General features: G+C 73.0%; 19 protein-coding genes. 16 read left to right on the top strand and 3 right to left on the bottom strand.

Annotation, left to right across the window (positions count from 1 at the left end):
- The first annotated feature begins 39 nt into the window (after positions 1–39).
- Together AB0L21_RS19970 and AB0L21_RS19965 are read left to right on the top strand one after the other, a co-directional pair.
- The gene (locus AB0L21_RS19970) at positions 40–1836 is read left to right on the top strand and encodes a phosphatidylglycerol lysyltransferase domain-containing protein (protein WP_365785402.1); all 1797 of its coding nucleotides are present in this window, start codon (positions 40–42) and stop codon (positions 1834–1836) included.
- 70 nt (positions 1837–1906) lie between these two features.
- Positions 1907–2641 carry a hypothetical protein gene (locus tag AB0L21_RS19965; RefSeq protein WP_365785400.1) on the top strand — a complete coding sequence of 245 codons (735 nt, stop codon included), beginning with the start codon at positions 1907–1909 and terminating at the stop codon, positions 2639–2641.
- On the opposite strand, the gene AB0L21_RS19960 is transcribed toward AB0L21_RS19965, so the two are convergent.
- Positions 2581–3345: a hypothetical protein gene (locus AB0L21_RS19960; RefSeq protein ID WP_365698587.1), complete on the bottom strand. Its 765-nt coding sequence runs from the start codon at positions 3343–3345 to the stop codon at positions 2581–2583. The two genes, AB0L21_RS19965 and AB0L21_RS19960, sit on opposite strands and share 61 nt — an antisense overlap.
- A gap of 728 nt (positions 3346–4073) precedes the next feature.
- Here AB0L21_RS19960 and AB0L21_RS19955 point away from each other — a divergent pair.
- From AB0L21_RS19955 to AB0L21_RS19915, 9 genes are all read left to right on the top strand, one after another.
- Positions 4074–4886 carry an adenosylcobinamide-GDP ribazoletransferase gene (locus AB0L21_RS19955; protein ID WP_365785398.1) on the top strand — a complete coding sequence of 271 codons (813 nt, stop codon included), beginning with the start codon at positions 4074–4076 and terminating at the stop codon, positions 4884–4886.
- A 238-nt stretch (positions 4887–5124) separates the two neighbouring features.
- Positions 5125–6681 (top strand): leucyl aminopeptidase, encoded by a 1557-nt coding sequence (locus tag AB0L21_RS19950; RefSeq protein ID WP_365785396.1) that lies wholly within the window; start codon positions 5125–5127, stop codon positions 6679–6681.
- A gap of 282 nt (positions 6682–6963) precedes the next feature.
- Entirely contained in the window at positions 6964–8352 is a 1389-nt protein-coding gene (gene lpdA, locus AB0L21_RS19945; RefSeq protein WP_365698584.1) for a dihydrolipoyl dehydrogenase, read from the top strand.
- Between the two features lie 61 nt (positions 8353–8413).
- On the top strand, positions 8414–10189 hold the full coding sequence (gene sucB, locus AB0L21_RS19940) for a 2-oxoglutarate dehydrogenase, E2 component, dihydrolipoamide succinyltransferase (protein ID WP_365785394.1): 1776 nt from the start codon (positions 8414–8416) through the stop codon (positions 10187–10189).
- Positions 10190–10362: 173 nt separating this feature from the next.
- Positions 10363–10986: a GntR family transcriptional regulator gene (locus tag AB0L21_RS19935; protein WP_030656699.1), complete on the top strand. Its 624-nt coding sequence runs from the start codon at positions 10363–10365 to the stop codon at positions 10984–10986.
- A 260-nt stretch (positions 10987–11246) separates the two neighbouring features.
- A complete protein-coding gene (aceE, locus tag AB0L21_RS19930) occupies positions 11247–13949 on the top strand; it encodes a pyruvate dehydrogenase (acetyl-transferring), homodimeric type (protein WP_365785392.1) in 2703 nt (900 codons plus the stop codon).
- A gap of 83 nt (positions 13950–14032) precedes the next feature.
- Positions 14033–15016 carry a YafY family protein gene (locus AB0L21_RS19925; RefSeq protein ID WP_365785390.1) on the top strand — a complete coding sequence of 328 codons (984 nt, stop codon included), beginning with the start codon at positions 14033–14035 and terminating at the stop codon, positions 15014–15016.
- A gap of 59 nt (positions 15017–15075) precedes the next feature.
- Positions 15076–15594: a DUF4240 domain-containing protein gene (locus AB0L21_RS19920; RefSeq protein WP_365785422.1), complete on the top strand. Its 519-nt coding sequence runs from the start codon at positions 15076–15078 to the stop codon at positions 15592–15594.
- 240 nt (positions 15595–15834) lie between these two features.
- Complete coding sequence (locus AB0L21_RS19915; RefSeq protein ID WP_365785388.1) at positions 15835–17019, top strand: MarP family serine protease; 1185 nt, start codon at positions 15835–15837, stop codon at positions 17017–17019.
- 12 nt (positions 17020–17031) lie between these two features.
- On the opposite strand, the gene AB0L21_RS19910 is transcribed toward AB0L21_RS19915, so the two are convergent.
- Positions 17032–17520, bottom strand: a complete 489-nt coding sequence (locus AB0L21_RS19910) for a GNAT family N-acetyltransferase (protein ID WP_365785386.1) — start codon at positions 17518–17520, stop codon at positions 17032–17034.
- Between the two features lie 74 nt (positions 17521–17594).
- Here AB0L21_RS19910 and AB0L21_RS19905 point away from each other — a divergent pair, with 74 nt between their 5' ends.
- Positions 17595–18488, top strand: a complete 894-nt coding sequence (locus tag AB0L21_RS19905; RefSeq protein WP_365785384.1) for a TIGR01777 family oxidoreductase — start codon at positions 17595–17597, stop codon at positions 18486–18488.
- Positions 18489–18695: 207 nt separating this feature from the next.
- Entirely contained in the window at positions 18696–20060 is a 1365-nt protein-coding gene (locus AB0L21_RS19900; protein ID WP_365698577.1) for an NAD(P)/FAD-dependent oxidoreductase, read from the top strand.
- Between the two features lie 31 nt (positions 20061–20091).
- Here the strand turns inward: AB0L21_RS19900 and AB0L21_RS19895 are convergent, their stop codons facing one another.
- On the bottom strand, positions 20092–21558 hold the full coding sequence (locus AB0L21_RS19895) for a regulator (RefSeq protein WP_365698576.1): 1467 nt from the start codon (positions 21556–21558) through the stop codon (positions 20092–20094).
- A 240-nt stretch (positions 21559–21798) separates the two neighbouring features.
- Between AB0L21_RS19895 and lipB the strand changes: the two genes are divergently transcribed.
- From lipB to AB0L21_RS19880, 3 genes are all read left to right on the top strand, one after another.
- A complete protein-coding gene (gene lipB, locus AB0L21_RS19890; protein ID WP_365785382.1) occupies positions 21799–22596 on the top strand; it encodes a lipoyl(octanoyl) transferase LipB in 798 nt (265 codons plus the stop codon).
- 116 nt (positions 22597–22712) lie between these two features.
- Positions 22713–23678, top strand: coding sequence for a lipoyl synthase (lipA, locus tag AB0L21_RS19885; RefSeq protein WP_030656676.1), 966 nt, complete (start codon positions 22713–22715; stop codon positions 23676–23678).
- A gap of 229 nt (positions 23679–23907) precedes the next feature.
- Complete coding sequence (locus tag AB0L21_RS19880) at positions 23908–24105, top strand: hypothetical protein (RefSeq protein ID WP_365698574.1); 198 nt, start codon at positions 23908–23910, stop codon at positions 24103–24105.
- The last annotated feature ends 55 nt before the right edge of the window (positions 24106–24160 follow it).

The raw sequence follows: 24160 nt of genomic DNA, 5'->3' as shown, positions 1-24160 counted from the left end.
GTGCGGTTCGCCGGAGCCGCACCCATATGATCCTGCCCTATGGGAGATGTCCGGATTGCCGTGGAGCAGCGAGCCGAGGCGGCGCGGACGGGTGAGCGGGCGCGGCGGTCCACCGGGGCTTCCCGGCGGGCCGCCGCGTTCGCCGTCTGGTACCTGCGGACCGTCGCCTTCGTCAACTTCCTCAGCGCGGTGTGGGTCTCGCTCGGCCAGGACGTGCGCCGGCACAACCAGGACGACTTCTTCACTCCGTACCTGCTGACGGCCGGCTTCGCCTCCGGCGTGTTCACCGCCTTCCTCGCGATCACCATGCGGCGCCGGAAGCGGGCCGCGTGGATCCTCAACCTGGTGATGAGCGGGCTCTTCCTGGCGCTGTTCGCGTTCGCCATGGCGTTCCCGGAGATCCGGCGGTACGCGCAGAACTGGGTCTCCCTCGCGCTGACGGCCGCCTTCGTCGGCGCGCTGCTCGTCGGCCGCCGGGAGTTCTACGCCAAGGGCGACCGGTCCAACCCCCGGCTCGCGGCCACGGTGGCCGTCGGCGGCGGGCTGGTGGCGAGCCTGCTGGCCGGTCTGCTGGTGACGGTCACGAACCAGGCGCCGGACGCGGCCCGGTCCACGTTCCCGGAGCGCTGGCACTACGGCGCCCTGCGCCTGGTGTCGGTGGCGGCCGAGGAGTCCCACTTCCCCGGGATCGACCCGCCCAACTGGGCCAACGTGGCGATCAACGTGCTCAGCACGGCGCTGGTCCTCGCCGTGTTCTACGCCGCCTTCCGGTCCCGGCGGGCCGTCGACCCGCTCGGCGAGGACGACGAGAAGCGGCTGCGCGAGCTGCTGGAGCGGCACGGCGACCGCGACTCGCTCGGCTACTTCGCGCTGCGCCGGGAGAAGAGCGTGGTGTGGTCGCCGACCGGGAAGGCCGCCGTCGCCTACCGGGTCGTCGGCGGGGTGAGTCTCGCGTCCGGGGATCCGATCGGGGACCCCGAGGCCTGGCCGGGCGCGATCGTGCCCTGGCTCGCCCAGGCGCGGGCACACGGCTGGATCCCGGCGGTCATGGGGGCGAGCGAGGAGGCCGGGACCGTCTACGCCCGGCACGGACTCGACGCGCTGGAACTCGGGGACGAGGCGGTCGTGGAGGTCGCCGAGTTCACCCTGGACGGCCGGGCGATGCGCACCGTCCGGCAGGCGTACAACCGGGTGAAGCGGGCCGGGTACCGGGTGCGCATCCGGCGGCACGAGGACATCCCGGCCGGCGAGATGGCGCATCTCGTGGAGCGTGCCGACGACTGGCGGGACGGCGCCACCGAGCGCGGCTTCAGCATGGCGCTCGGCCGGCTCGGGGACCCCGGGGACGGCCGGTGCGTGATGCTGGAGTGCGCGGACGCCGAGGGGCGGCTGCGGGCGCTGCTGTCCTTCGTGCCGTGGGGGCCGCACGGGCTGTCCCTGGACCTGATGCGGCGGGACCGGGACTCCGACAACGGGCTGATGGAGTTCATGGTCATCGAGCTGCTGCGGCGGGCCGACGAGATCGGGATCACGCAGGTCTCACTCAACTTCGCGATGTTCAGATCGGTCTTCGAACGTGGCGCGCGCCTCGGTGCCGGACCGGTGCTGAGGCTGTGGCGGTCGCTGCTCAGCTTCTTCTCGCGCTGGTGGCAGATCGAGTCGCTGTACCGCGCCAACGCCAAGTACCGGCCCATCTGGGAGCCACGGTTCCTGCTCTTCGAGAAGAGCGCGGACCTGCCACGCATCGGCCTCGCGTCGGCCCGCGCGGAGGGGTTCCTGGAGGCGCCGGGGCTGCCCAAGTGGCTGCACCGCAGGCACCTGGACACGCATCGATGAGACACGCGCGACGGGGGAACGCTCGATGGCCGGAACGCTCGACGCTGGAACGTTCGAGGAGGGGCGTCCGATGAGGACGCCGGCCCGCTGGGCCCGTACCGAGTGGGGGCCGCTGTACGCCGCCGTGCGCGAGCCCCTGCGCAGAAGGGGCCCGGCGGCGGCCCCGTTGACGGTCGCGGCGGTGGGCCTGACGGCGTTCCTGCAGTACGTGCAGAACCAGCCGTGGGGCTACCAGCTGGTGCAGAACCTGGGTGCCGTACGGGCCGACGACCCGCTGTGGCTCGCCCTGCTGCGCACTCCCCTGTCGCTGTTCGTGCCCGCGCTGGATCTGCCCGTGTGGGGGGCGCTGGCGCAGATCCTGCTGGTGTTCGGGATCGCGGAGCTGTGCCTGGGCTGGTGGCGGACGCTGGCCATCGCCTACGTCGCCACGCTGGCCGGAACCCTGTACGCGCGTCTCGGCATCACCCTGGGCGCGCACGCCCCGTTCGGGCTGCCGTGGACCGACGGGCAGGTGGTGGACACCGGCCCCTCGGCGGCCGTCGTCGGGCTCGCGGTGTTCGTGAGCTGGCGGTACGGCGCCTACGCGACGGCGGGCGCGGTGACGCTGGCGATGGTCGTCGAGGTGCTGCTCAAGGAGAACCTGGCGGGCAAGGAGCATCTGGCCGCGCTGATGGCTGTGGGGCTGCTGTGTCTGCTGGCGGCATCACGGCACCGGGGCACGACCCCGCGCGGTCGCGCCCGCGGTCAGCGGTGGCCGGGCAGGCGCGCCGGGCGGGGGTCGGGCTTGCCGCCGATCCAGTCCTGAACGGCGCGGCTCCGCCGCGCCCAGCGGCGGTCGTGCCGGTAGGCGCGCAGGGCGGCCCTGGCACGGGCGCGGGGACGGCGGCCGTAGAAGCGGCGGGCCCACGCGGAGCCGGGGCGGGCGAGCCGGACCGCGCCGACGAGCGCGACCAGCGGCACGATCACCCCGAAGAGCGCGATGCGGGCCTTGCCCTTGTGCAGGGCGACGAGGGAGAAGAGGAAGTTCGCGACGATGTTGGAGATGACCGTGCCGCGGTCGGCCAGCTCCTGCTGGGAGACGTCGTTGACGCCGAACGGGACGAAACCGGCGAGCAACAGGCCGACCAGGGCGGCGGTGAGCACGACGACCTCGACGCTCTTGCGGCCCTCCTCGGTCCAGTAGACGTCGTCCAGGTGCAGGATCAGCGCGAACTCGTCCAGGACCAGGCCCGCGCCCATGCCGAACAGCACGGCCGAGACGACCCCGCCGGCGCCGTGCCGGTCGCTGGCCACCGCACCGAAGCCGCCGACGACGGTGAGGACGACCCCGGGAACGACGTGGTGGATGTGCAGCCCGCCCGCCTTGACGTTGCCGAAGGGGCCCTTGCCCGCCCGGATCAGCCGGGTGATGACCCGGGTGACGACGAAGGTCAGCACGAAGGCGGCGAGGGCCAGCAGCAGCGGAAGCTTGCCCGGCTCGACGATGTTCCGCACCCACCAATGCCCCATGTGCGCACTTTATCCCTCCGGGTGCGCACGAAGGGGCCGCGCGTGGGCCCGCCCCGACGAGGTCTACCCGGGCGCGCTGGCGGCCGAGGTCGGGGGCCGGGAGACCTCTGGCCACCGGGGTGGGGCCGGAAGGCCTCTGTGACCGGGGTGGGACCCGAAAGGTCCGGCCGCCGGGGAGCCCCGGGGGCTGGCCGTCAGGTAGAAACCGGGGGCCGGGCCGGGGTGGGCCCGGGAGACCTCTGGCGGCCGAGGACGGGGCCTGGGAGGTCTCTGGCGGCCGAGGTCGGGGCCGGGAGGCCTCTGGCGGCCTGGGTGGGACTCGGAAGGTCCGACCGCCGAGTGGAGCCCCGGGGGCTGGCCGTCAGGTAGAAACCGGGGGCGGGGCCGGGGTGAGGCCTGGGAGACCTCTGATGGCCATGCTGGGCCGGGAGGCGTCTCCTGGCCGGGGTCGCACCGGGAGGCCTCTGGTGGCCTGGGCGGGACTCGGGAGGTCCGGCCGCCGGGTGGGTGCCCTGGGAGCCAGCCGAGGTCCCGGCAGCGGCTGACGGCCAAAGTGAGACCAGGGGGACCGGCCGCCGGATGGAGCCCAGGGGCTGGCTGTCGGCTAGCAGGCGAAGCCGGCCGGCGGGTGGAGCCGGGGAGGGCCCCCCGCCGGGCGGGGGGCCCGGTCGTCGGGTGGAGGTCCGGCCGCCGGGTGGGGCGGGTCGGTCGCCGGATACCCTGCGCCGGTGCTCACGTCCTCCCCGTCCTCCCCGTCCGCCCCGTCCCCCCTCCGGGACGGACTCCGCTTCGCCTTCGGCACGCTCACCGTGCTGCCCGTCCGGGTGCGCCGCTGGGACCGGGGGGCCGCGCGCGGGGGCATGCTGTGGGCGCCGGTGGCCGGGCTGGTCGTCGGCGGGTGCGCGGCCGGGCTGGGCGTGCTGCTGCTCCTCCTCGGCGCGGGCCCGCTGCTCGCCGCCGTCGCCTCGGTCGCCGTACCGGCCGCGCTGACCCGCGGGCTGCATCTCGACGGGCTCGCCGACACCGCCGACGGGCTGGGCAGCGGCAAGCCCGCCGGGGACGCGCTCCGGATCATGAAGCAGTCGGACATCGGACCGTTCGGGGTGCTCACCCTCGTCCTGGTGCTGCTCGCCCAGGTCGCCGTGCTGGCGCAGCTCTACGGCGACTCCTGGGCCCGGGGTGCCGTGGCGGCCGTGGCGTCGGCGGTCGCGGCCCGGCTGGCGCTCACCCTGGCCGCCCGCGCCGGAGTGCCGGCGGCCCGCCCGGACGGACTGGGGGCGGCGGTGGCCGGGGTGGTCCCGAAGGGCGCGGCACTGGCCGTGGCGCTCGCCGTCGTGGCGGCGGCCGGGGCGGCGGGCGCCGGCCTCGGCGGGTACGACGGCGCGCGGACCGCCCTCGCGGTGGCCGTCGCCGTCGCCGTCGCCGACCTGCTGCTGCGCAGGTGTGTCCGCAGGTTCGGCGGGGTCACCGGTGATGTGTTCGGTGCGGTCGCGGAGACGGCCGCGGTCACGGCACTCGTGGTGCTGGCCCTCGGTCGTTGACGCCTTCCGGCACGGCGCCGGCCGCGTCCGCCGCGGAGCCGCGTGTCGCGCGTGGCCTCGCGCCCCTTCGGGGCGCGTCGGCGACGGGCGTAGTCTCGTCACGGGTGTTCGCCGACAGGGTGAAGGCCCCGGTCGCCACCAGTGCCCAGGCGTGGGCCTAGGGTCGGCTCTCGGGCCCGGTCGACCCACCCCACATCGGCCACAGCGAACTTCACATCGGAAGCGAGATTTCACCACCGTGACTGCTCTGACTCTCAGCACCGCCGCGGCGCCCGGCCTGCGGGCCGACGCGATCGTGATCGGTGTCGCCAAGGGCGCCCAGGGGCCCGTCGTCGCGCCGGGCGCCGAGGCCGTGGACAAGGCGTACGACGGCAAGCTGGCCGGCGTCCTGGAGACCCTCGGCGCCTCGGGTGCCGAGGGTGAGCTGACGAAGCTGCCCGCGCCGGCCGGCTTCAAGGCCCCGCTCGTGGTGGCGGTGGGCCTCGGCGCGCAGCCCGCCGGCAAGGACGGCGAGGACGGGGAGGACGTCGGCTACGACGCCGAGGCGCTGCGCCGGGCCGCCGGCGTGGCCGCCCGTGCGCTCGCCGGGTCGAAGAAGGCCGCGTTCGCGCTGCCCGTCGACAGCCCGGGCGCGGTCGGCGCGATCAGCGAGGGCATCCTGCTCGGCGCCTACTCCTTCGACACCTACAAGGGCAACGCCCAGGACGCCGGGAACGGCAAGGCCAAGAACGGCAAGGCGCCGCTGGCCGAGGCCGCGCTGCTCGGCGGCAAGCCGCGCGACGCCGCCCACAAGGGCGCGGTCGCCCGCGCGGTCGCGGTCTGCGAGGAGCTGAACCGCGCCCGCGACCTGATCAACATGCCGCCGAACGACCTCACGCCCGCCGCCTTCGCCGGCATCGCGCAGGCCGCGGCCAAGGAGCACGGCATCAAGGTGCAGGTGCTCGACGACAAGGCTCTGGTCAAGGGCGGCTACGGCGGCATCCTCGGCGTCGGCGGGGGCTCCGCGGCCGCCCCGCGCCTGGTGAAGCTGTCGTACACGCACCCGAAGGCGGAGAAGCACCTGGCCTTCGTCGGCAAGGGCATCACCTACGACTCGGGCGGCATCTCGCTGAAGCCGGCCGGGCACAACGAGACGATGAAGTGCGACATGAGCGGTGCCGCCGCCGTGTTCGCCGCGGTCGTCGCCGCCGCGCGCCTCGGCCTGGAGGTCAGTGTCACCGGCTGGCTGGCGCTGGCCGAGAACATGCCGTCCGGCTCCGCCGTGCGCCCGGGTGACGTGCTGCGCATGCACAGCGGCAAGACGGTCGAGGTGCTCAACACCGACGCCGAGGGCCGGCTGGTGCTCGCCGACGCGCTGTGGGCGGCCTCGCAGGAGAACCCGGACGCGATCGTGGACGTGGCCACGCTGACCGGCGCGATGATGCTGGCGCTGGGCAGCCGGACGTTCGGTGTGATGGCCAACGACGACGCGTTCCGCTCCGCGGTGCACGAGGCGGCGGAGGAGGTCGGCGAGCCGGCCTGGCCGATGCCGCTGCCGGAGCACCTGCGCAAGGGCATGGAGTCGTCCGTGGCCGACATCGCGAACATGGGCGAGCGGATGGGCGGCGGCCTGGTCGCGGGCCTCTTCCTGCGCGAGTTCGTGGGCGAGGGGATCACGTGGGCGCACCTCGACATCGCCGGGCCGGCGTTCAACGAGGGCGGCCCCTTCGGGTACACGCCGAAGGGTGGTACGGGTTCCGCCGTGCGTACGCTGGTCCGTCTCGCGGAGCTGACCGCCGCGGGTGACCTGGGCTGAGTCGGCTGACAGCTCGGTCCGGTCCGTAGTACGGCGTCCGCAGGGGCGTGGGGGCTGTTCGCGCAGTTCCCCGCGCCCCTGTCGCGGCGGACCTTCGTTTTCCCGTGAACGTGGGACGTCTCACACACCGGCCCCGCGTCTCGATCGCCTCCGACAAGTGCAAAGATGGAGCCCGGCAGGACAGGGCCCCCACCGAAGGGCCGAAGCATCAAGCGGCCGGACACCAGCCGCCTGCCGGTCATCGGAGACCGGCGTACGGCGCACATGCATGGAGGACGTGACGTGGCGAACGACGCCAGCACCGTTTTCGACCTAGTGATCCTCGGCGGTGGTAGCGGTGGTTACGCCGCGGCCCTGCGCGGGGCGCAGCTGGGCCTGGACGTCGCCCTGATCGAGAAGGACAAGGTCGGCGGCACCTGCCTGCACCGGGGTTGCATCCCCACCAAGGCCCTGCTGCACGCGGGCGAGATCGCCGACCAGGCCCGCGAGAGCGAGCAGTTCGGCGTCAAGGCCAGCTTCGAGGGCATCGACGTCCCGGCCGTCCACAAGTACAAGGACGAGGTCGTCTCGGGTCTGTACAAGGGTCTGCAGGGGCTCATCGCCTCCCGCAAGGTGACGTACATCGAGGGTGAGGGCTACCTGTCCTCCCCCACCTCCGTCGACGTGAACGGCCGGCGCGTCCAGGGCCGCCACGTCCTGCTGGCGACCGGCTCCGTGCCGAAGTCGCTGCCGGGCCTGGAGATCGACGGCAACCGCATCATCTCCTCCGACCACGCCCTCGTCCTGGACCGCGTGCCGAAGTCCGCGATCATCCTGGGCGGCGGTGTCATCGGCGTCGAGTTCGCCTCGGCGTGGAAGTCCTTCGGCTCGGACGTCACGATCATCGAGGGCCTGAAGCACCTCGTCCCGGTCGAGGACGAGAACAGCTCGAAGCTTCTTGAGCGCGCGTTCCGCAAGCGCGGCATCAAGTTCAACCTGGGCACCTTCTTCCAGAAGGCCGAGTACACCCAGGACGGTGTGAAGGTCACTCTGGCCGACGGCAAGGAGTTCGAGGCCGAGGTCCTGCTGGTGGCCGTCGGCCGCGGCCCGGTCTCGCAGGGCCTGGGCTATGAGGAGGCCGGGGTCGCCATGGACCGCGGCTACGTCCTCGTCGACGAGTACATGCGCACCAACGTCCCGACCATCTCCGCCGTCGGTGACCTCGTCCCGACGCTCCAGCTCGCGCACGTCGGCTTCGCCGAGGGCATCCTGGTGGCGGAGCGTCTGGCCGGTCTGAAGGTCGTCCCGGTCGACTACGACGGTGTTCCCCGGGTGACGTACTGCCAGCCGGAGGTCGCCTCCGTCGGTATCACCGAGGCCAAGGCCAAGGAGATCTACGGCGCGGACAAGGTCGTCGCTCTGAAGTACAACCTGGCGGGCAACGGAAAGAGCAAGATCCTGAAGACCGCGGGCGAGATCAAGCTCGTCCAGGTCAAGGACGGTGCCGTCGTCGGCGTCCACATGGTCGGCGACCGCATGGGCGAGCAGGTCGGCGAGGCCCAGCTGATCTACAACTGGGAGGCGCTGCCGGCCGAGGTCGCCCAGCTCATCCACGCCCACCCGACGCAGAACGAGGCGCTCGGCGAGGCCCACCTGGCCCTGGCCGGCAAGCCGCTGCACTCCCACGACTGAGCCTTCGGTCAACGGGCGCGACGACACAGACTTCCGCAATTCGTTAGGAGCAACCGAAACCATGGCGGTTTCCGTAACCCTTCCGGCGCTCGGTGAGAGCGTCACCGAGGGCACTGTCACCCGCTGGCTGAAGGCCGAGGGCGAACGCGTCGAGGCCGACGAGCCGCTGCTCGAGGTCTCGACCGACAAGGTCGACACCGAGATCCCGGCCCCAGCCTCCGGCGTGCTGGCCTCCATCAAGGTCGCCGAGGACGAGACGGTCGAGGTCGGCGCCGAGCTGGCCCTGATCGACGACGGCACGGGCGCCCCGGCCGCCGCTCCGGCCCCCGCCGCCGCCGAGGCCCCGGCTCCGGCCGCCGAGCCCGCCCCGGCCCCGGTCGCCGAGGCCCCGGCCGCTCCGGCTCCCGCCCCCGCCGCCGAGGCCGCTCCGGCCGCACCGGCCGGTGGCGCCGAGGGCACGGACGTGGTCCTGCCCGCGCTCGGTGAGTCCGTCACCGAGGGCACCGTCACCCGCTGGCTGAAGTCGGTCGGCGACTCCGTCGAGGCCGACGAGCCGCTGCTCGAGGTCTCCACGGACAAGGTCGACACCGAGATCCCGGCGCCCACCTCCGGTGTGCTGCTGGAGATCACGGTCGGCGAGGACGAGACCGCCGAGGTCGGCGCCAAGCTCGCCGTCATCGGCGCTCCGGGTGCCGCTCCGGCCGCCGCTCCGGCTCCGGCCGCCCCGGCCCCCGCCGCTGCTCCGGCCGCCCCGGCCCCGGCTGCTGCCCCGGCCCCGGCCCCCGCTGCTCCGGCTCCGGCGCCCGTTGCCGCTGCCCCGGCCCCCGCTCCGGCGCCCGCCCCGGCTCCGGTCACCCCGGCCACCGCGCCCACCTCCCCGACCGCCACCCAGGCGACGGACGAGGGCGCGTACGTCACCCCGCTGGTGCGCAAGCTCGCCGCCGAGAACGGCGTCGACCTGTCCACCGTCAAGGGCACCGGCGTCGGCGGCCGTATCCGCAAGCAGGACGTCATCGCCGCCGCCGAGGCCGCGAAGGCCGCCGCCGCTGCCCCGGCTCCGGCCGCTGCCGCCGCCCCGACCGCCGCCAAGAAGGCCCCGGCGCTGGAGGTCTCCCCCCTCCGTGGCCAGACCGTCAAGATGCCGCGCATCCGCAAGGTCATCGGCGACAACATGGTCAAGGCGCTGCACGAGCAGGCCCAGCTGTCGTCGGTCGTCGAGGTCGACGTCACCCGCCTGATGAAGCTGCGTGCCAAGGCGAAGGACTCCTTCGCGGCCCGTGAGGGCGTCAAGCTCTCCCCGATGCCGTTCTTCGTCAAGGCCGCCGCGCAGGCGCTGAAGGCCCACCCGGTCATCAACGCCAAGATCAACGAGGCCGAGGGGACCATCACCTACTTCGACACCGAGCACATCGGTATCGCGGTGGACTCCGAGAAGGGCCTGATGACCCCGGTCATCAAGAACGCCGGCGACCTCAACATCGCGGGCATCGCCAAGGCCACCGCGGAGCTGGCGGGCAAGGTCCGGGCCAGCAAGATCACCCCGGACGAGCTGTCCGGCGCGACCTTCACCATCTCCAACACCGGTTCGCGTGGCGCGCTGTTCGACACGATCATCGTGCCGCCGGGCCAGGTCGCGATCCTCGGCATCGGTGCCACGGTCAAGCGTCCGGCGGTCATCGAGACCGAGGAGGGCACGGTCATCGGCGTCCGCGACATGACCTACCTGACCCTCTCCTACGACCACCGCCTGGTCGACGGCGCCGACGCGGCCCGTTACCTGACGGCGGTCAAGGCGATCCTGGAAGCGGGCGAGTTCGAGGTCGAGCTCGGTCTGTAACCCCGTCCTCCCCGAACACCCCGTCCGGAGCTCCTCCGGGCGGGGTGTTCGTGTTTGTCGGCATACGGAGCGTGTAAGCCTCGTCTCACCTGCACCAAAGCACCCCGAGGCGCCCTACCCGCGGAGCGAACCGGCCTTATTGTCTAAACGTCAGCCCTCCCTAAGGAGCCCTCATGACCGCGCCCGTCGTCCACTCGCTGCGCGAGCAGATCCGCGAGCACATCGTGGAGGGGATCGTCAGCGGGCGCTGGCAGCCGGGTGAGCGCATCGTGGAGCGCCGGATCGCCACCGAGCTGGAGGTCAGCCAGACCCCGGTCCGCGAGGCCCTGCGCGAGCTGGAGTCGCTGCGCCTGATCGAGTCGGCTCCCAACAAGGGCGTCCGGGTACGGAATCTGACGGCGGCCGACCTGGAGGAGAGTTACCCGGTCCGGGCCGGCCTGGAGGCCATCGCGGCGGAGCTGGCGGCCGACCGCCTGGCGGAGGACTGCTCGGCGCTGGAGCCGCACGTCCTGGCGCTGTACGAGGCCGACCGGAAGGCGGACGGCACGGCTCAGGTGCGGCACACGGTCGGCTTCCACCGGGAGCTGGTCCGCGCGGCCCGCAACTCGGTGCTGCTGCACACCTGGGAGGGCCTCGGCATCGAGGTGTTCACGGCGCTGTCGATCCGCTGGCTGGGCACGGTCCAGCAGTCGTACGCGGAGGAGCACGAGGAGCTGGTCCAGGCGTTCAAGCGCCGGGATCCCCGGATCGCCGAGCTGGTGAAGGCACACGTGCTCGGGTGCGCTCCGCGCGCGTGACCCAGTCGAGCATCTCCACGCTCACCTGCGAAAACGTGGCATTTCAGCGTCACCGGGTGCCATTACCGAAGGCACCGCGTGCCGACTTTCTCCAAATCGAGAGGTTTTCGCCCTCAACCCTTTGATCGATCATCGATCAGGGAGTTACAGTCGCCGACGGACTTCCACCGAGGTCCGCCTGCCCTGTCCTGCCAAAGACCAAGGGCACCCCCGAACCCTTACCGATGAGGGAACCCCCTTCGACTGAGGAAGGCGGCGACATGACCGACCCCAACGCCATCCAGCCGAGCGCGCTCGACCAGCTCCCGGACCGCGACCCGGAGGAGACCGCCGAGTGGCAGGCCTCCCTCGACGCCGTCGCCAGGGAGGCCGGGCCGCACCGCGCCGCGTACCTGATGCGCCGCACGCTGGAGCGCGCCGAGGCGGGCGGCATCGCGCTGCCGAAGCTCCTCGAAACCGACTACGTCAACACCATCCCCACCTCCGCGGAGCCGGCGCTGCCCGGCGACCCGGAGATGGAGGCCCGGATCACCGCGTGGAACCGCTGGAACGCGGCCGCCATGGTGACCCGCGGCTCGAAATACGGCGTCGGCGGCCACATCGCCACCTTCGCCTCCGCCGCCTGGCTGTACGAGACCGGCTTCAACCACTTCTTCAAGGGCAAGGAGGGCGACGGCTCCGGCGACCAGCTGTACATCCAGGGCCACGCCTCCCCCGGCATCTACGCCCGCGCCTTCCTGGACGGCCGCCTCACCGAGGCCCACCTGGACAACTTCCGTCAGGAAGCCGGCGGCAACGGCCTGCCGTCGTACCCGCACCCGCGCCGTCTGCCCTGGCTGTGGGAGTTCCCGACGGTGTCCATGGGCCTCGGCCCGCTCTCCGCCATCTACCAGGCGCGCTTCAACCGCTACCTCACCAACCGCGGCATCAAGGACGTCTCCGCGTCCCACGTGTGGGCGTTCCTCGGCGACGGCGAGATGGACGAGCCGGAGTCGACGGCGGCCCTCGCGCTGGCCGCGCGTGAGGAGCTGGACAACCTCACCTTCGTCATCAACTGCAACCTGCAGCGCCTGGACGGCCCGGTCCGCGCCAACTTCAAGATCGTGCAGGAGCTGGAGGCCCAGTTCCGCGGCGCCGGCTGGAACGTCGTCAAGACGCTGTGGGGCTCGGCCTGGGACGAGCTGTTCCAGCTCGACACCACGGGCGCGCTGGTACGCCGGCTGCGTGAGGTACCGGACGCGCAGGTCCAGACGTACCAGACCCGCGACGCCGCCTACATCCGCGAGGACTTCTTCGGCAAGGAGCCGGCGCTGGCCGAGATGGCGAAGCTGCTGAGCGACGACAAGATCCTCGACTGCTTCCACTTCTCCCGCGGTGGTCACGAGCCGCGCAAGGTCTACGCCGCGTACAAGGCCGCCGTCGAGCACAAGGGCGCGCCGACCGTGATCCTGGCCCAGACGGTCAAGGGCCACACCCTCGGTGAGGGCTTCGCGTCGAAGAACGCCAACCACCAGATGAAGAAGCTGACGGTGGACGAGTTCAAGGCGATGCGCGACCGCCTCGGCCTGCCGATCAAGGACAGCGACTTCGTCGACGGCGTGGTCCCCTACGGCCACCCGGGCGCCGACTCCCCCGAGGTCCGCTACCTCCAGGAGCGCCGCGCGGCCCTCGGCGGCCCGGCCCCGGCCCGCCGTACGCACGCGCTGCCCGCGCTGCCCGCGCCGGCGGAGAAGGCCTTCGCCTCCTTCGACAAGGGCTCCGGCTCGCAGAACGTGGCCACCACCATGGCCTTCGTCCGCCTGATCAAGGACCTGGTCCGCGACAAGGAGACGGGCAGGCGCTGGGTGCCGATCGTCCCCGACGAGGCGCGCACCTTCGGCATGGAGAGCCTGTTCCCGTCCCTCGGGATCTACTCGCCGAAGGGCCAGACGTACGAGCCGGTCGACCGTGACCAGCTGATGTACTACAAGGAGGCCAAGAACGGCCAGATCCTCAACGAGGGGATCACCGAGGCCGGTTCGATGGCCGACTTCATCGCCGCGTCCACCGCGTACGCGACGCACGGCGAGGCGATGATCCCCTTCTACATCTTCTACTCGATGTTCGGCTGGCAGCGCACCGCCGACCAGATGTGGCAGCTCGGCGACCAGCTCGGCCGCGGCTTCCTCGTCGGCGCGACGGCGGGCCGTACGACCCTCACCGGTGAGGGCCTCCAGCACGCCGACGGCCACTCCCCGGTCATCGCCGCGACCAACCCGGCCGCGCTGACGTACGACCCCGCGTTCGCCTACGAGATCGCGGTGATCGTCCGTGAGGGTCTGCGCCGGATGTACGGCGAGGCCAAGCCGGGCGAGGACCAGGACGTCTTCTACTACCTGACGGTCTACAACGAGCCGCTGCCGCAGCCGGCCAAGCCGCAGGGGCTCGGCATCGACGAGGGCATCGTCAAGGGCCTGTACCGCTTCAACACGGCCGAGTCCGCGGGTGTGTCCGTGCCCGCCAACGCCCCGCGCATCCAGCTGCTGGGCTCGGGTACGGCGATCCACTGGGCCCTCCAGGCGCAGAAGCTGCTGGCCGAGGAGTGGGGCGTGGCCGCGGACGTGTGGTCGGCGACCTCCTGGTCGGAGCTGCGCCGGGACGCCATGGAGGCCGACGCGGCGCTGCTGCGGGGCGAGGAGCGGGTCCCGTACGTCCGCCAGGCGCTCCAGGGTGCCGAGGGCCCGGTGCTGGCCGTGTCCGACTACATGCGCCAGGTCCCGGACCAGATCGCGCAGTGGGTGGAGCAGGACTGGTCCTCGCTGGGCGCCGACGGCTTCGGTCTGTCGGACACCCGTGAGGCCGCCCGCCGCCACTTCGGCGTCGACGCCCAGTCGATCGTCGTCGCGTCCCTGGCCCAGCTCGCCAAGCGCGGCGAGGTGAAGGCCACGGCGGTCAAGGAGGCCCGGGAGAAGTACGGGCTGTAATCACCGAGGTCCTGGAAGGGGTACGGCTGCGGTCGTACCCCTTCTTCGGCATCTGTGTCAGTGGTCCCCGGCATGATGAGCGCATGCGTGCCGCACGTCTGATCAAGATGGTCCTCCTGCTCCAGTCCCGGCCCGCCATGACCGCCGCCGAACTCGCGCGCGAGCTGGAGGTGTCGGAGCGGACCGTGACGCGGGACGCGCAGGCGCTGTCGGAGGCGGGCGTGCCGGTGTACGCCGACCGGGGCCGGGCCGGCGGGTACCGGCTGGTCGGCGGGTACCGGACCCGGCTGACGGGGCTGGCGCGGAGCGAGGCGGAGGCGCTGTTCCTGAGCGGGGTGCCGGGGGCGCTGCGCGAGATGGGGCTTCAGGACGCGGCCTCGGCGGCCCGGCTGAAGGTGTCGGCGGCGCTGCTCCCCGCGCTGCGGGACGCGCCGGACACCGCCGCGCAGCGCTTCCACCTGGACGCCCCGGCCTGGTTCCGCGAGCCCGAGACACCCGCGTGGCTGCCCGTGATCGCCGAGGCGGTCTGGGAGGACCGGCGGATCGACGGCGGCTACCGGCGCGGGGACGGGACCGTCGAGCGGCGGCTGGAGCCGTACGGGCTCGTGCTGAAGGCGGGGGTCTGGTACCTGTGCGCGCGGGTGGCCGGGGCCGGCGCCTTCCGGACGTACCGGATCGACCGGTTCGCCGCGGTGGCCGCGCTCGACGAGCGGTTCGACCGCGATCCCGGGTTCGACCTGCCCGGCTTCTGGGCGGAGCAGGCCGAGCGGTTCGCCCGGTCGATCCTGCGCGCGGAGGTGGTCGTACGGCTGTCCCCGGACGGCGTGCGCCGGCTGCCGCACGCCGTGGATCCGCTCGGCGCGCGGGAGGCGCTGGCGGGCGCGGGCGCCCCGGATGCCGAGGGCTGGGTGACGGTGACGCTGCCCGTGGAGTCGGAGGAGGTCGCGCACAGCCAGCTGACCGCGCTGGGGCCGGATGCGGAGGTGCTGGCTCCGGCGAGCCTGCGGGAGCGCTGCGCGGCGGACGCGGCCCGGCTCGCCGCGCTGTACCGCCGTGACGACGGCTGACGACGGCTCGCCGTACTCCGCGTGCGCCCCACCGGCCGAGGCCCGATGCTGGTGGCGTGATGGACGAGACGGAGTTCTGGGAGCTGATCGACGCCACCCGCGAGGCCGCCGGGGGCGATCCCGAGGAGCAGGCCGACGCGCTCGTGGAGCGGCTGCTCCAGCTGGAACCCGACCTCGTCCTGGACTTCGCGCGTCACTTCGAGGCCCGCTACAACCGCGCCTACCGCTGGGACCTGTGGGGCGCCGCCTGGCTGCTGCTGGACGGGTGCAGCGACGACGCGTTCGACTTCTTCCGGTGCTGGCTGATCGGCCAGGGCCGGGAGGTCTTCGAGGGCGCCCTGCACGAGCCGGACGCGCTGGCCGATCTGCTGGACGACTTCGACGAGGAGATCGACGGCGACGGCGAGGAGCTGGGGTACGCGGCGGACGAGGCGTACGAGCAGCTGACCGGCACCGTCGCGCCCGACCTGGGCATCGCCCCGGCGCCGGCCGAGCCGGAGGGCACCCCCCTGGACCTGGAGGACGACCGGGTGCTCGCGCAGCGGTATCCCCGCCTGTGGCAGCGGTTCAGGGGGTGAGGGCGCCTTCGGCCGCGGCTGTGGCCTGCCTGTGCCTCGGCGCGACCGCGCTCCCGGACCGCTGTGCGTGCCCGCGATGCGCGCTGTGCCACCCGGTGGAACCATCGTCCAGGTCCGGGTCGTTTCTGGGGGTACAGACGTACGTGGCCGGTTCCGCCGCCCGGTGGCCGCCTCGCGTGCGCGTGGCTGATCAGCGGACCGGTCCCGTCCGTAGTGAGGGGTGGAGAGAAAGGCGGCTCGGTGGACCTGCTCGACCTGGTGCTCGTACTGGTGATCGTCGTCTACGCGGTGTCCGGATATCGCCGCGGACTCGTGGCCGGATGTGTCTCGCTGGCCGGGTTCGTGGGCGGCGCGGCCGTCGGTGTGTGGGTGCTGCCGTGGGTGACGGGCCAGGTGGAGCGGGGCACGGCGACGACGACGGTGCTCGCGGTGCTGACGGTGCTGGTGCCGGCGGTGGTGGGGCACGAGCTGGCGGGCCGGCTGGCGCTGCGGCTGCGCGGGGAGCTGGACCGGGGGCCGCTGCGGGTGGCGGACGGGATAGGGGGCGCGGCGGCGAACTCGGTCGCGGTGCTGATCGTGGCCTGGGTGGCGGCGAGCGTGCTGAGCGCGGCCCCGTCGCAGGCCCTGACCACGGCGATACGGAACTCTACGTTGCTGGGCGCGGTGCAGGAGGCGATGCCGCAGACCACACCCGCCTGGTTCTCGCGGGCCACGTCCGCGCTGACCGAGGCGGGCTTCCCGCAGGTGTTCAACCCCTTCGAGAACGAGTCGACGGCCCGGGTGGCCCGGCCGACCGGTGACAGCGTCACCCCGGCCGCGACGAACGCCGCCAGGCTGAGCACGGTGAAGATCGAGGGCGCCGTGGGCACCGAGGGCCGCGAGGGCAGCGGGTTCGTGTACGCGCCCCGGCGGGTGATGACCAACGCGCACGTGGTGGCCGGCATCGACCGTCCGAGCGTGCGGGTCGGCGGGGTCGGGCCGTCGTACGCGGCCCGGGTGGTGCTGTTCGACCCGGACCGGGACGTGGCGGTGCTGTACGTGCCGGATCTGCGCGCCCCGGTGCTGCGGTTCGACGGGAGTGCCGTGCGCGGGGACTCGGCGGTGGTGGCGGGCTATCCGCAGGACGGAAGCCTGAACCTGCAGGCGGCGACGGTCGGGAACCGGGTCCGGGCGACCGGCCAGAACATCTACAACGACCGCACGGTCACCCGGGAGATCTACGCGATCCGCTCCACGGTCCGGCCGGGCAACTCCGGCGGCCCGCTGCTGACCACGGACGGCCGGGTGTTCGGGGTGGTCTTCGCCCGCTCCACCTCGGACGCCGAGACGGGCTACGTACTGACGGCGGCCGAGGTGGCGGGCGACGCCCGGCGCGCGGCCACGGCGACGACGCCGGTGGACACGGGCGAGCTGGTCAGTTCGTAGGCACCGCGGGGCTCACAGGGCGCGGCCAATGCAGACGTCGTCGACGTACGCGCCGTCGATGAGGAACTCCCCGGGCAGCACGCCCTCGACGGCGAAGCCCTCGGACTCGTACAGCGCCCGGGCCGGGGTGTTGTGCCCCAGCACCCGCAGGGTGAGGCGCCGTGCGCCGCGCCGCCGCGCCTCCGCGACGGCGGCCCGGATCAGCGCGCGTCCGACGCCCCGCCCGCGCGCCTCGTCGGCGACGGCGAAGCCCTGGATGGCGAGGACGTGCGCGTTGGAGGCGAGCGGGGTCGGGCGGGTGAGCCGGATGTAGCCCAGGACGCGCCCGTCGGCCTCGGCGACGAGGAACTCCTCCGGCGGGTGCCGCTCGTCGAAGAAGGGCGGGTACGGCGGCTGCGGCGGGGGCATCACCGCGTGCAGGGGGGACCAGGTGGCCCGGTCGAGGACGGCCAGCGGCTCCTCGTCGGCGGCATGGGCGTGGCGTATGTGCGGCTCCGGCATGACGGTCACCCTACGGCGGGCGGTGCGGGCGGCCTCAACGGGTTTCCGGCGGGCGGTGCGGTCATGCTGGGGCCATGGAACGTTCACGTATCGCGGTGGCCGGCGCGTCCGGTCTCATCGGCAGCGCTCTGGTGCGGTCCCTGACCGCGGACGGGCACGAGGTGGTCCGGCTGGTGCGCCGGGAGCCCCGGGGCGCGGACGAGGTCCGCTGGGACCCCGAGCGGAGTTACGTCGACGCGGCCGGGCTGACGGGGTGCGACGTGGTGGTCAACCTGGCGGGGGCCGGGGTGGGCGAGCGGCGCTGGACGCCGGAGTACAAGCGGCTGCTGCGGGACAGCCGGGTGCTGGGCACGGCCGCGCTGGCGGAGGCGGCGGCCTCGCTGCCGCGTCCGCCGCGGGTGTTCGTGAACGGCAGCGCGATCGGCTTCTACGGCGACACCGGCGACCGGGTGGTGGACGAGGGCACGCCGCCGGGCGACGGTTTCCTGTCCGCGCTGTGCGTGGAGTGGGAGGAGGCGGCGGCGCCCGTGTCGGAGGCGGGGGTGCGGACGGTGTTCCTGCGCACGGGTCTGGTGGTGGCCCGGGGCGGCGGGGCCTGGGGGCGGCTGTTCCCGCTGTTCCGGGCGGGGCTCGGGGGGCGGCTGGGCGACGGACGGCAGTACTGGTCGTACATCGCGCTGCACGACGAGGTCGCCGCGATCCGGCATCTCATCGAGGGCGACGGCCTGTCCGGGCCGTTCAACCTGACGGCGCCCCAGCCGCTGACGAACCGTGAGATCACGGAGGCGATGGCGCGGGTGCTGCACCGGCCGGCGGTGTTCGCGGTGCCCGCCCCGGTGCTGCGGGCGGTGCTCGGGGAGATGGCCGGGGATGTGCTGGGCAGTCAGCGGGTGGTGCCGAGACGGTTGCTGGAGTCGGGGTTCCGGTTCGCGTTCCCGGGCATCGACGAGGCGATCCGCGCGGCGTGAGCGGATGGGATGCGCGCGGCGGGGTGAGCCGACCGGTAACACCGGAGAACGAAAGTGACCGTATGCGACCTCCATGCGACCGTGCCCTGTTGATGCGCGACTGTCCCTGACCGATCACGCCCCTACCCTCGACCCGAACTCGGGTATCCCTTGCGCCTGTTGGGGGCATGACGTCTCCACCGGTCGCGCAACCACAGGAGGGGCCTCGTGCTTGAGCCCGCGTACCAGGTGGACGTCGTCATCGTGGGAGCCGGAATCGCCGGTCTCTCGGCGGCTCATCGGCTGACCAGCGCAGGAATCACGACCGCGGTCCTGGAGGCCGCCCCGTACGTCGGCGGCCGCATGTCGACCGAGAAGGTCGACGGCTTCCGGCTCGACCGCATCGGACAGCTGCTGTCCACGTCCTATCCCGAACTCCGCCTGAGTCCGGGCCTGGACGCCCTGACCGTGCGCCGTTTCGCGCCGGGCGTGCTGCTGCACCGCGACGGCCGCACCCATCGCGCGGGCGCGCCGGCGGGCGGTGGGAGCGCGCGGGGCGCACGGGGCGCACTCCATGTGGTGCGCGCCCTCGCCAACGCCCCCAGGGGTACGGCGCTCCCGCCCGGCGCGCCGGTGGGCGGCGCGGTGGACCAGGCCCGGCTGGGCGCGGCGCTCGGCCGGATCGCCGCGACCCCCGTCGAACGCATCCTGGCCCGCCCCGAGATGCCGGCCGCCCTCGCCCTCGCCCAGCGCGGGGTCCCGGCGCGCACCATCGACGGCTTCCTGCGCCCGCTGCTCGCCACGCTGCTGTGCGACCCCGAGCTGACCACCTCCAGCAGGTGCGCCGACCTGGCGCTGCGCGCCTTCGCGAGCGGGCGGCTGTGCGTGCCGGAGGGCGGCGCCGAAGTGCTGCCGGAGCTGCTGGCCGGGGGGCTGCCGCCGGGCACTGTGCACACCGGGGTGCGGGTCACCTCGGTGTCCACGACCTCGGTGGCGACCGCCGAGCACGGGGAGATCCGCTGCCGGGCGGTGCTGCTGGCGACGGACGCGCGCGCCGCGGCCGAGCTGCTGCCGGGGCTCAGGGTGCCGGACTTCCACCCGGTGACGGTCGTCCACCACACCACGGACGAACCGGCGGCGGCGTTCTCGACGGGCACCTCGCTGCTGCTGGACGCCGACCGGGGCGGGCCGGTGGCGCACACGGCGGTCCTCAGCAACGTGGACCCGAGCCGGGCACCGGCCGGCCGGGTGCTGATCTCCTCGACGGTGCTGGGCACCCCACCGGAGGGCGTCGACACCGCCGTCCGCATCCACCTCTCCCGCCTCTACGGCACCTCCACGCGCCGCTGGGAGACGCTGGCCGTGCACCACACGCCGGAAGCGGTCCCGTCCATGCGCCCGCCGCACGACCTGCGCCGCCCGGTACGCCTCCTGGCCGGCCTCTACGTCTGCGGCGACCACCGGGACACCAGCACGGTGCAGGGCGCCCTGCACTCGGCGCACCGCGCCGCGTCCGCGATCCTGACGGACCTGGGCGCGACGGGTTCGATGCACAGCGCGGACCCGGTCCGGACCCTGCCGAGGGCGGCGTGAACGCGCCGCGGAACCGCGCGGCCGACCGCGCCTACCCCAATGCCGCCACCTTCTCCCGGTACACCCTCACCGGGGCCGCATCCCGATAGGGCTCCAGCCGGCGCTCGAAATCCTTCACGTACTCCACGGCGCGAGCCGACCGCATCTCCGCGGCCTGCCCCGCCGCCTCCGCGGCGATCGCGCACGCCTGGTCCAGTTCGCCGAGGCCGAGGTGGGCGGTGGCGAGGACGACCCGGCAGAACAGGCGGCTGCGGGCGTAGGCGGGCGCCCGTAGCCGGAGGGACCGCTCGGCGTGCTGCGCGGCGGCCCGGAACTGCTGGAGATCCCGGTGGCAGTGCCCGAACTCGTCGGCGAGCTGCGCCTCGTCGAAGAACGCGGCCCAGTAGGGCACGTCGTCCCCGGGGCGGGCCGCGTCCAGGGCGCGCTCGGCCCGCACGAGCGCGGCGGTGCACGCCCGCACCTCCCCCAGCACGCCGTGCGCCCGCGCCTCGGACGCGTGCAGCAGCGCCTGGACGACCGGCGGGGCGCCCGTGCCGACCCCCTGCTGGGCGACCCGGGCCAGTTGCACGGCCTCCCTGCCGTGGCCGAGGTAGACGGCCTGGCGGCTCATGGTGACCAGGACGTAGGAGCCGTAGGCCCGGTCGCCGGCGGCCTGGGCGAGCCGCAGGGCCTGCACGAAGTACCGCTGGGCGAGCCCGTGCGCGGCGATGTCGTACGACGTCCAGCCCGCGAGCCGGGTCAGATCGGCGGCGGCGGCGAACAGGCGGCGGCCGGTCTGCTCGTCGTAAGTGCCGCGCAGCATCGGCTCGCACTCGTGCTCCAGATAGCGCACCAGCGCCTGCCGGGCGTGGCCTCCGCCGAACCGGTCGTCGAGGGTGCGGAACAGCTCGCCCACCGAGTGCAGCGCGGCGATGTCACCGCCGGTGACCTTGTGGCCGGGGGCGCGCTCGGCGTGCGCCCGCAGTCGCGGCGGGACCAGGGGCCCCGGCTGTGGCCCTCTGGCCGCGCCGGGCCGGCCCTGCGGCGGCACCCGGGGCGCCGGCTCGCGGGCCACCCGGTCGTCGGCCTTGCCGATCAGCCAGTCCCGGCTGGGCACCACGAGCCCCGCCGGGGTGAAGGCGATCTTGCGCAGTTCGGCGTGGCTGCCGGAGTCCTTGCGCCACAGCCCGCTGACGATGTCGACGGCCTCCTCGGGGGTGGCCGCGAACTCCAGCCCGGCGTACACCGGCGCGCACGCGTCCAGGCCGAGATCCTGGGCGGTGAGCCGGCGCCCGAGCCGGCGCGTGAAGACCTCGGCGATGAGGGCGGGGGTCGCACCGCGTGGCTGCTGGCCGCGCAGCCAGCGGGTGACCGAGGTCTTGTCGTATCTGAGATCCAGCCCGTGCTCCAGGCCGAGCTGGTCGACGCGACGGGCCAGACCCGCGTTGGAGAACCCCGCTTCTGCGATGAGCGCGGCGAGCTGGCGGTTGGGGGTGCGCTGCGCGGGTCGGTCCGTCATCTGCGGTGCGGTCTCCTGCCTTCCGGGCCGGTCGATGTGCCCGGATTGCCTCTGAGCAGCCCTTATGGCCTCACGAACGGCGCGAATGTAGCGGAGAGTGAGCAGACGATCGCACACTTCGCCGTGCATTCATCCGATCGTGTGAGGAACGCCCGCAGGGCTGACGTACTCCGGTCGGACGTACAGTGGCGAGGGCGCGTCACGTGCCTGACACACCGGTCGCTGAGGGAGGCGCTTGCCGTGAGTGAGTTGCGGTTCGTCCGCATGGGGTTCGGTGCGGATGCCGTCGATTACCAGGAGGCCTGGGACGAGCAGCGCCGGGTGCACGCGGCCCGGTTCGCCGACGAGGTCCCGGACACCGTGATCCTCCTGGAGCACCCCCCGGTGTACACGGCCGGCCGGCGCACGGAGGACAGCGAGCGCCCGCTGGACGGCACCCCGGTCATCGACGTGGACCGCGGCGGCAAGATCACCTGGCACGGCCCGGGCCAGCTGGTGGGCTACCCGATCCAGAAGCTGCCCCGCCCGGTGGACGTGGTCGCGCACGTACGGCGGCTGGAGGAGGCTCTCATCCGCACCTGCGCCGAGTTCGGCCTGGAGACGACCCGGGTGGAGGGCCGTAGCGGCGTGTGGGTGCTCGGCGACCCGGTCGAGCAGCGGCCGGCCCTCGGGGGGCTTTCCCTGGACTTCGACCCGCGGCTGACCGACGAGGAGTTCGACCCCCGGTTGAACGGCCCGGAGTACGCCCCCTCCAACGCGGGCCAGCGGCGTGAGGACCGCAAGATCGCCGCGATCGGCATCCGGGTCGCCAAGGGCGTCACGATGCACGGCTTCTCCTTCAACGTGAACCCGGACAACGCCTGGTTCGACCGGATCATCCCGTGCGGCATCCGGGACGCGGGCGTCACCTCCCTCGCGGGCGAGCTGGGCCGGGACATCACCGTCGAGGAGGTCCTGCCGGTGGTCGAGAAGCACCTGCGGGACGTCCTGGAGAACGCGGACCTGAAGCCGCGGGCGATCGAGAAGGCGTCCGCCTGATCGTCCCTGCGGGGGAATGCGCCCTGCGACAGCGGGGTTGGCCCGAGCGGCAGGGCGCACACAGTACGGGCGTACTCTGGGGTACGCCGAAGAATCGAAGTCACAGGGAGCCGGTCGTGTCCGCAGTCGCACCCGACGGACGCAAGATGCTGCGCCTGGAGGTCCGCAACAGCCAGACCCCCATCGAGCGCAAGCCCGAGTGGATCAAGACCCGGGCGAAAATGGGCCCCGAATACACGAAGATGCAGAACCTCGTGAAGAGCGAGGGGCTGCACACGGTGTGCCAGGAAGCCGGCTGTCCGAACATCTACGAGTGCTGGGAGGACCGCGAGGCGACCTTCCTCATCGGCGGCGACCAGTGCACCCGGCGCTGTGACTTCTGCCAGATCGACACCGGCAAGCCCGAGGCGCTGGACCGCGACGAGCCGCGCCGCGTGGGCGAGTCCGTGGTCACCATGGACCTGAACTACGCCACCATCACCGGTGTCGCCCGCGACGACCTGGAGGACGGCGGCGCCTGGCTGTACGCCGAGACCGTGCGCCAGATCCACCAGCAGACGGCGGACCGCGAGGGCGGCCGGACGAAGGTGGAGCTGCTGGCCCCGGACTTCAACGCGGTCCCCGAGCAGCTCGCCGAGGTGTTCGCGTCCCGCCCCGAGGTCTTCGCGCACAACGTCGAGACGGTCCCCCGGATCTTCAAGCGCATCCGCCCCGGCTTCCGCTACGAGCGCTCCCTGAAGGTCATCACCGAGGCCCGCGACTACGGCCTGGTGACCAAGTCGAACCTGATCCTCGGCATGGGCGAGACCCGCGAGGAGGTCAGCGAGGCGCTGAAGCAGCTGCACGACGCGGGCTGCGAGCTGGTCACCATCACCCAGTACCTGCGCCCGTCGGTGCGCCACCACCCGGTGGAGCGCTGGGTGAAGCCGCAGGAGTTCGTGGAGCTGAAGGAGGAGGCCGAGCAGATCGGCTTCTCCGGTGTGATGTCCGGCCCGCTGGTGCGCTCCTCCTACCGCGCCGGACGGCTGTACCAGATGGCCGTGGAGAAGCGTGGGACGTACGTCGCCGCCCAGGCGGTGTGAGCCGCGCGTGTGAATTCGCGCACAAGTTCTTACTGGCCAGTAATGGCCGAGACGACGCGGTCCCGGCCGTCCTCGCTGATGAGGACGCCGCCGGGGCCGCGTCGGCGTTTCAGCTCGTCACATCAAGGCTTCATGCGTGTTTGACCGGCCGGTCACGTCCTGGTAACACCAATCAGTGACCCTGATATCACGCCCCGTATCTCCATCGCTCAGAGGGGGGACCTCGATCATGCAGGCCGCACCCGTACGCGCCACCGCCATCCCGTCCGTCACCGACGCCCTCCGCGCCGTCGAGTCCCTGCTCATGAGCGGCGGTCAGCGCACCGCCCGCCGCAACGCCTGGACCTCCGTCCTGGAGGACCGCCGCCGCGCCAAGGACCGGGTCGAGGCCCAGCGGTTCCTGGACCAGGCCGCCGGCCACTCCTGACTCGCCCCGGGCGGGCCCGTCCCGCCCGCCGGGCACTGCCGTCGTCCGCACTCCC

This window comes from Streptomyces sp. NPDC052721 (assembly GCF_040678315.1).
Lineage (GTDB): Bacteria > Actinomycetota > Actinomycetes > Streptomycetales > Streptomycetaceae > Streptomyces.
This window is presented reverse-complemented; position numbering and strand designations above follow the sequence as displayed.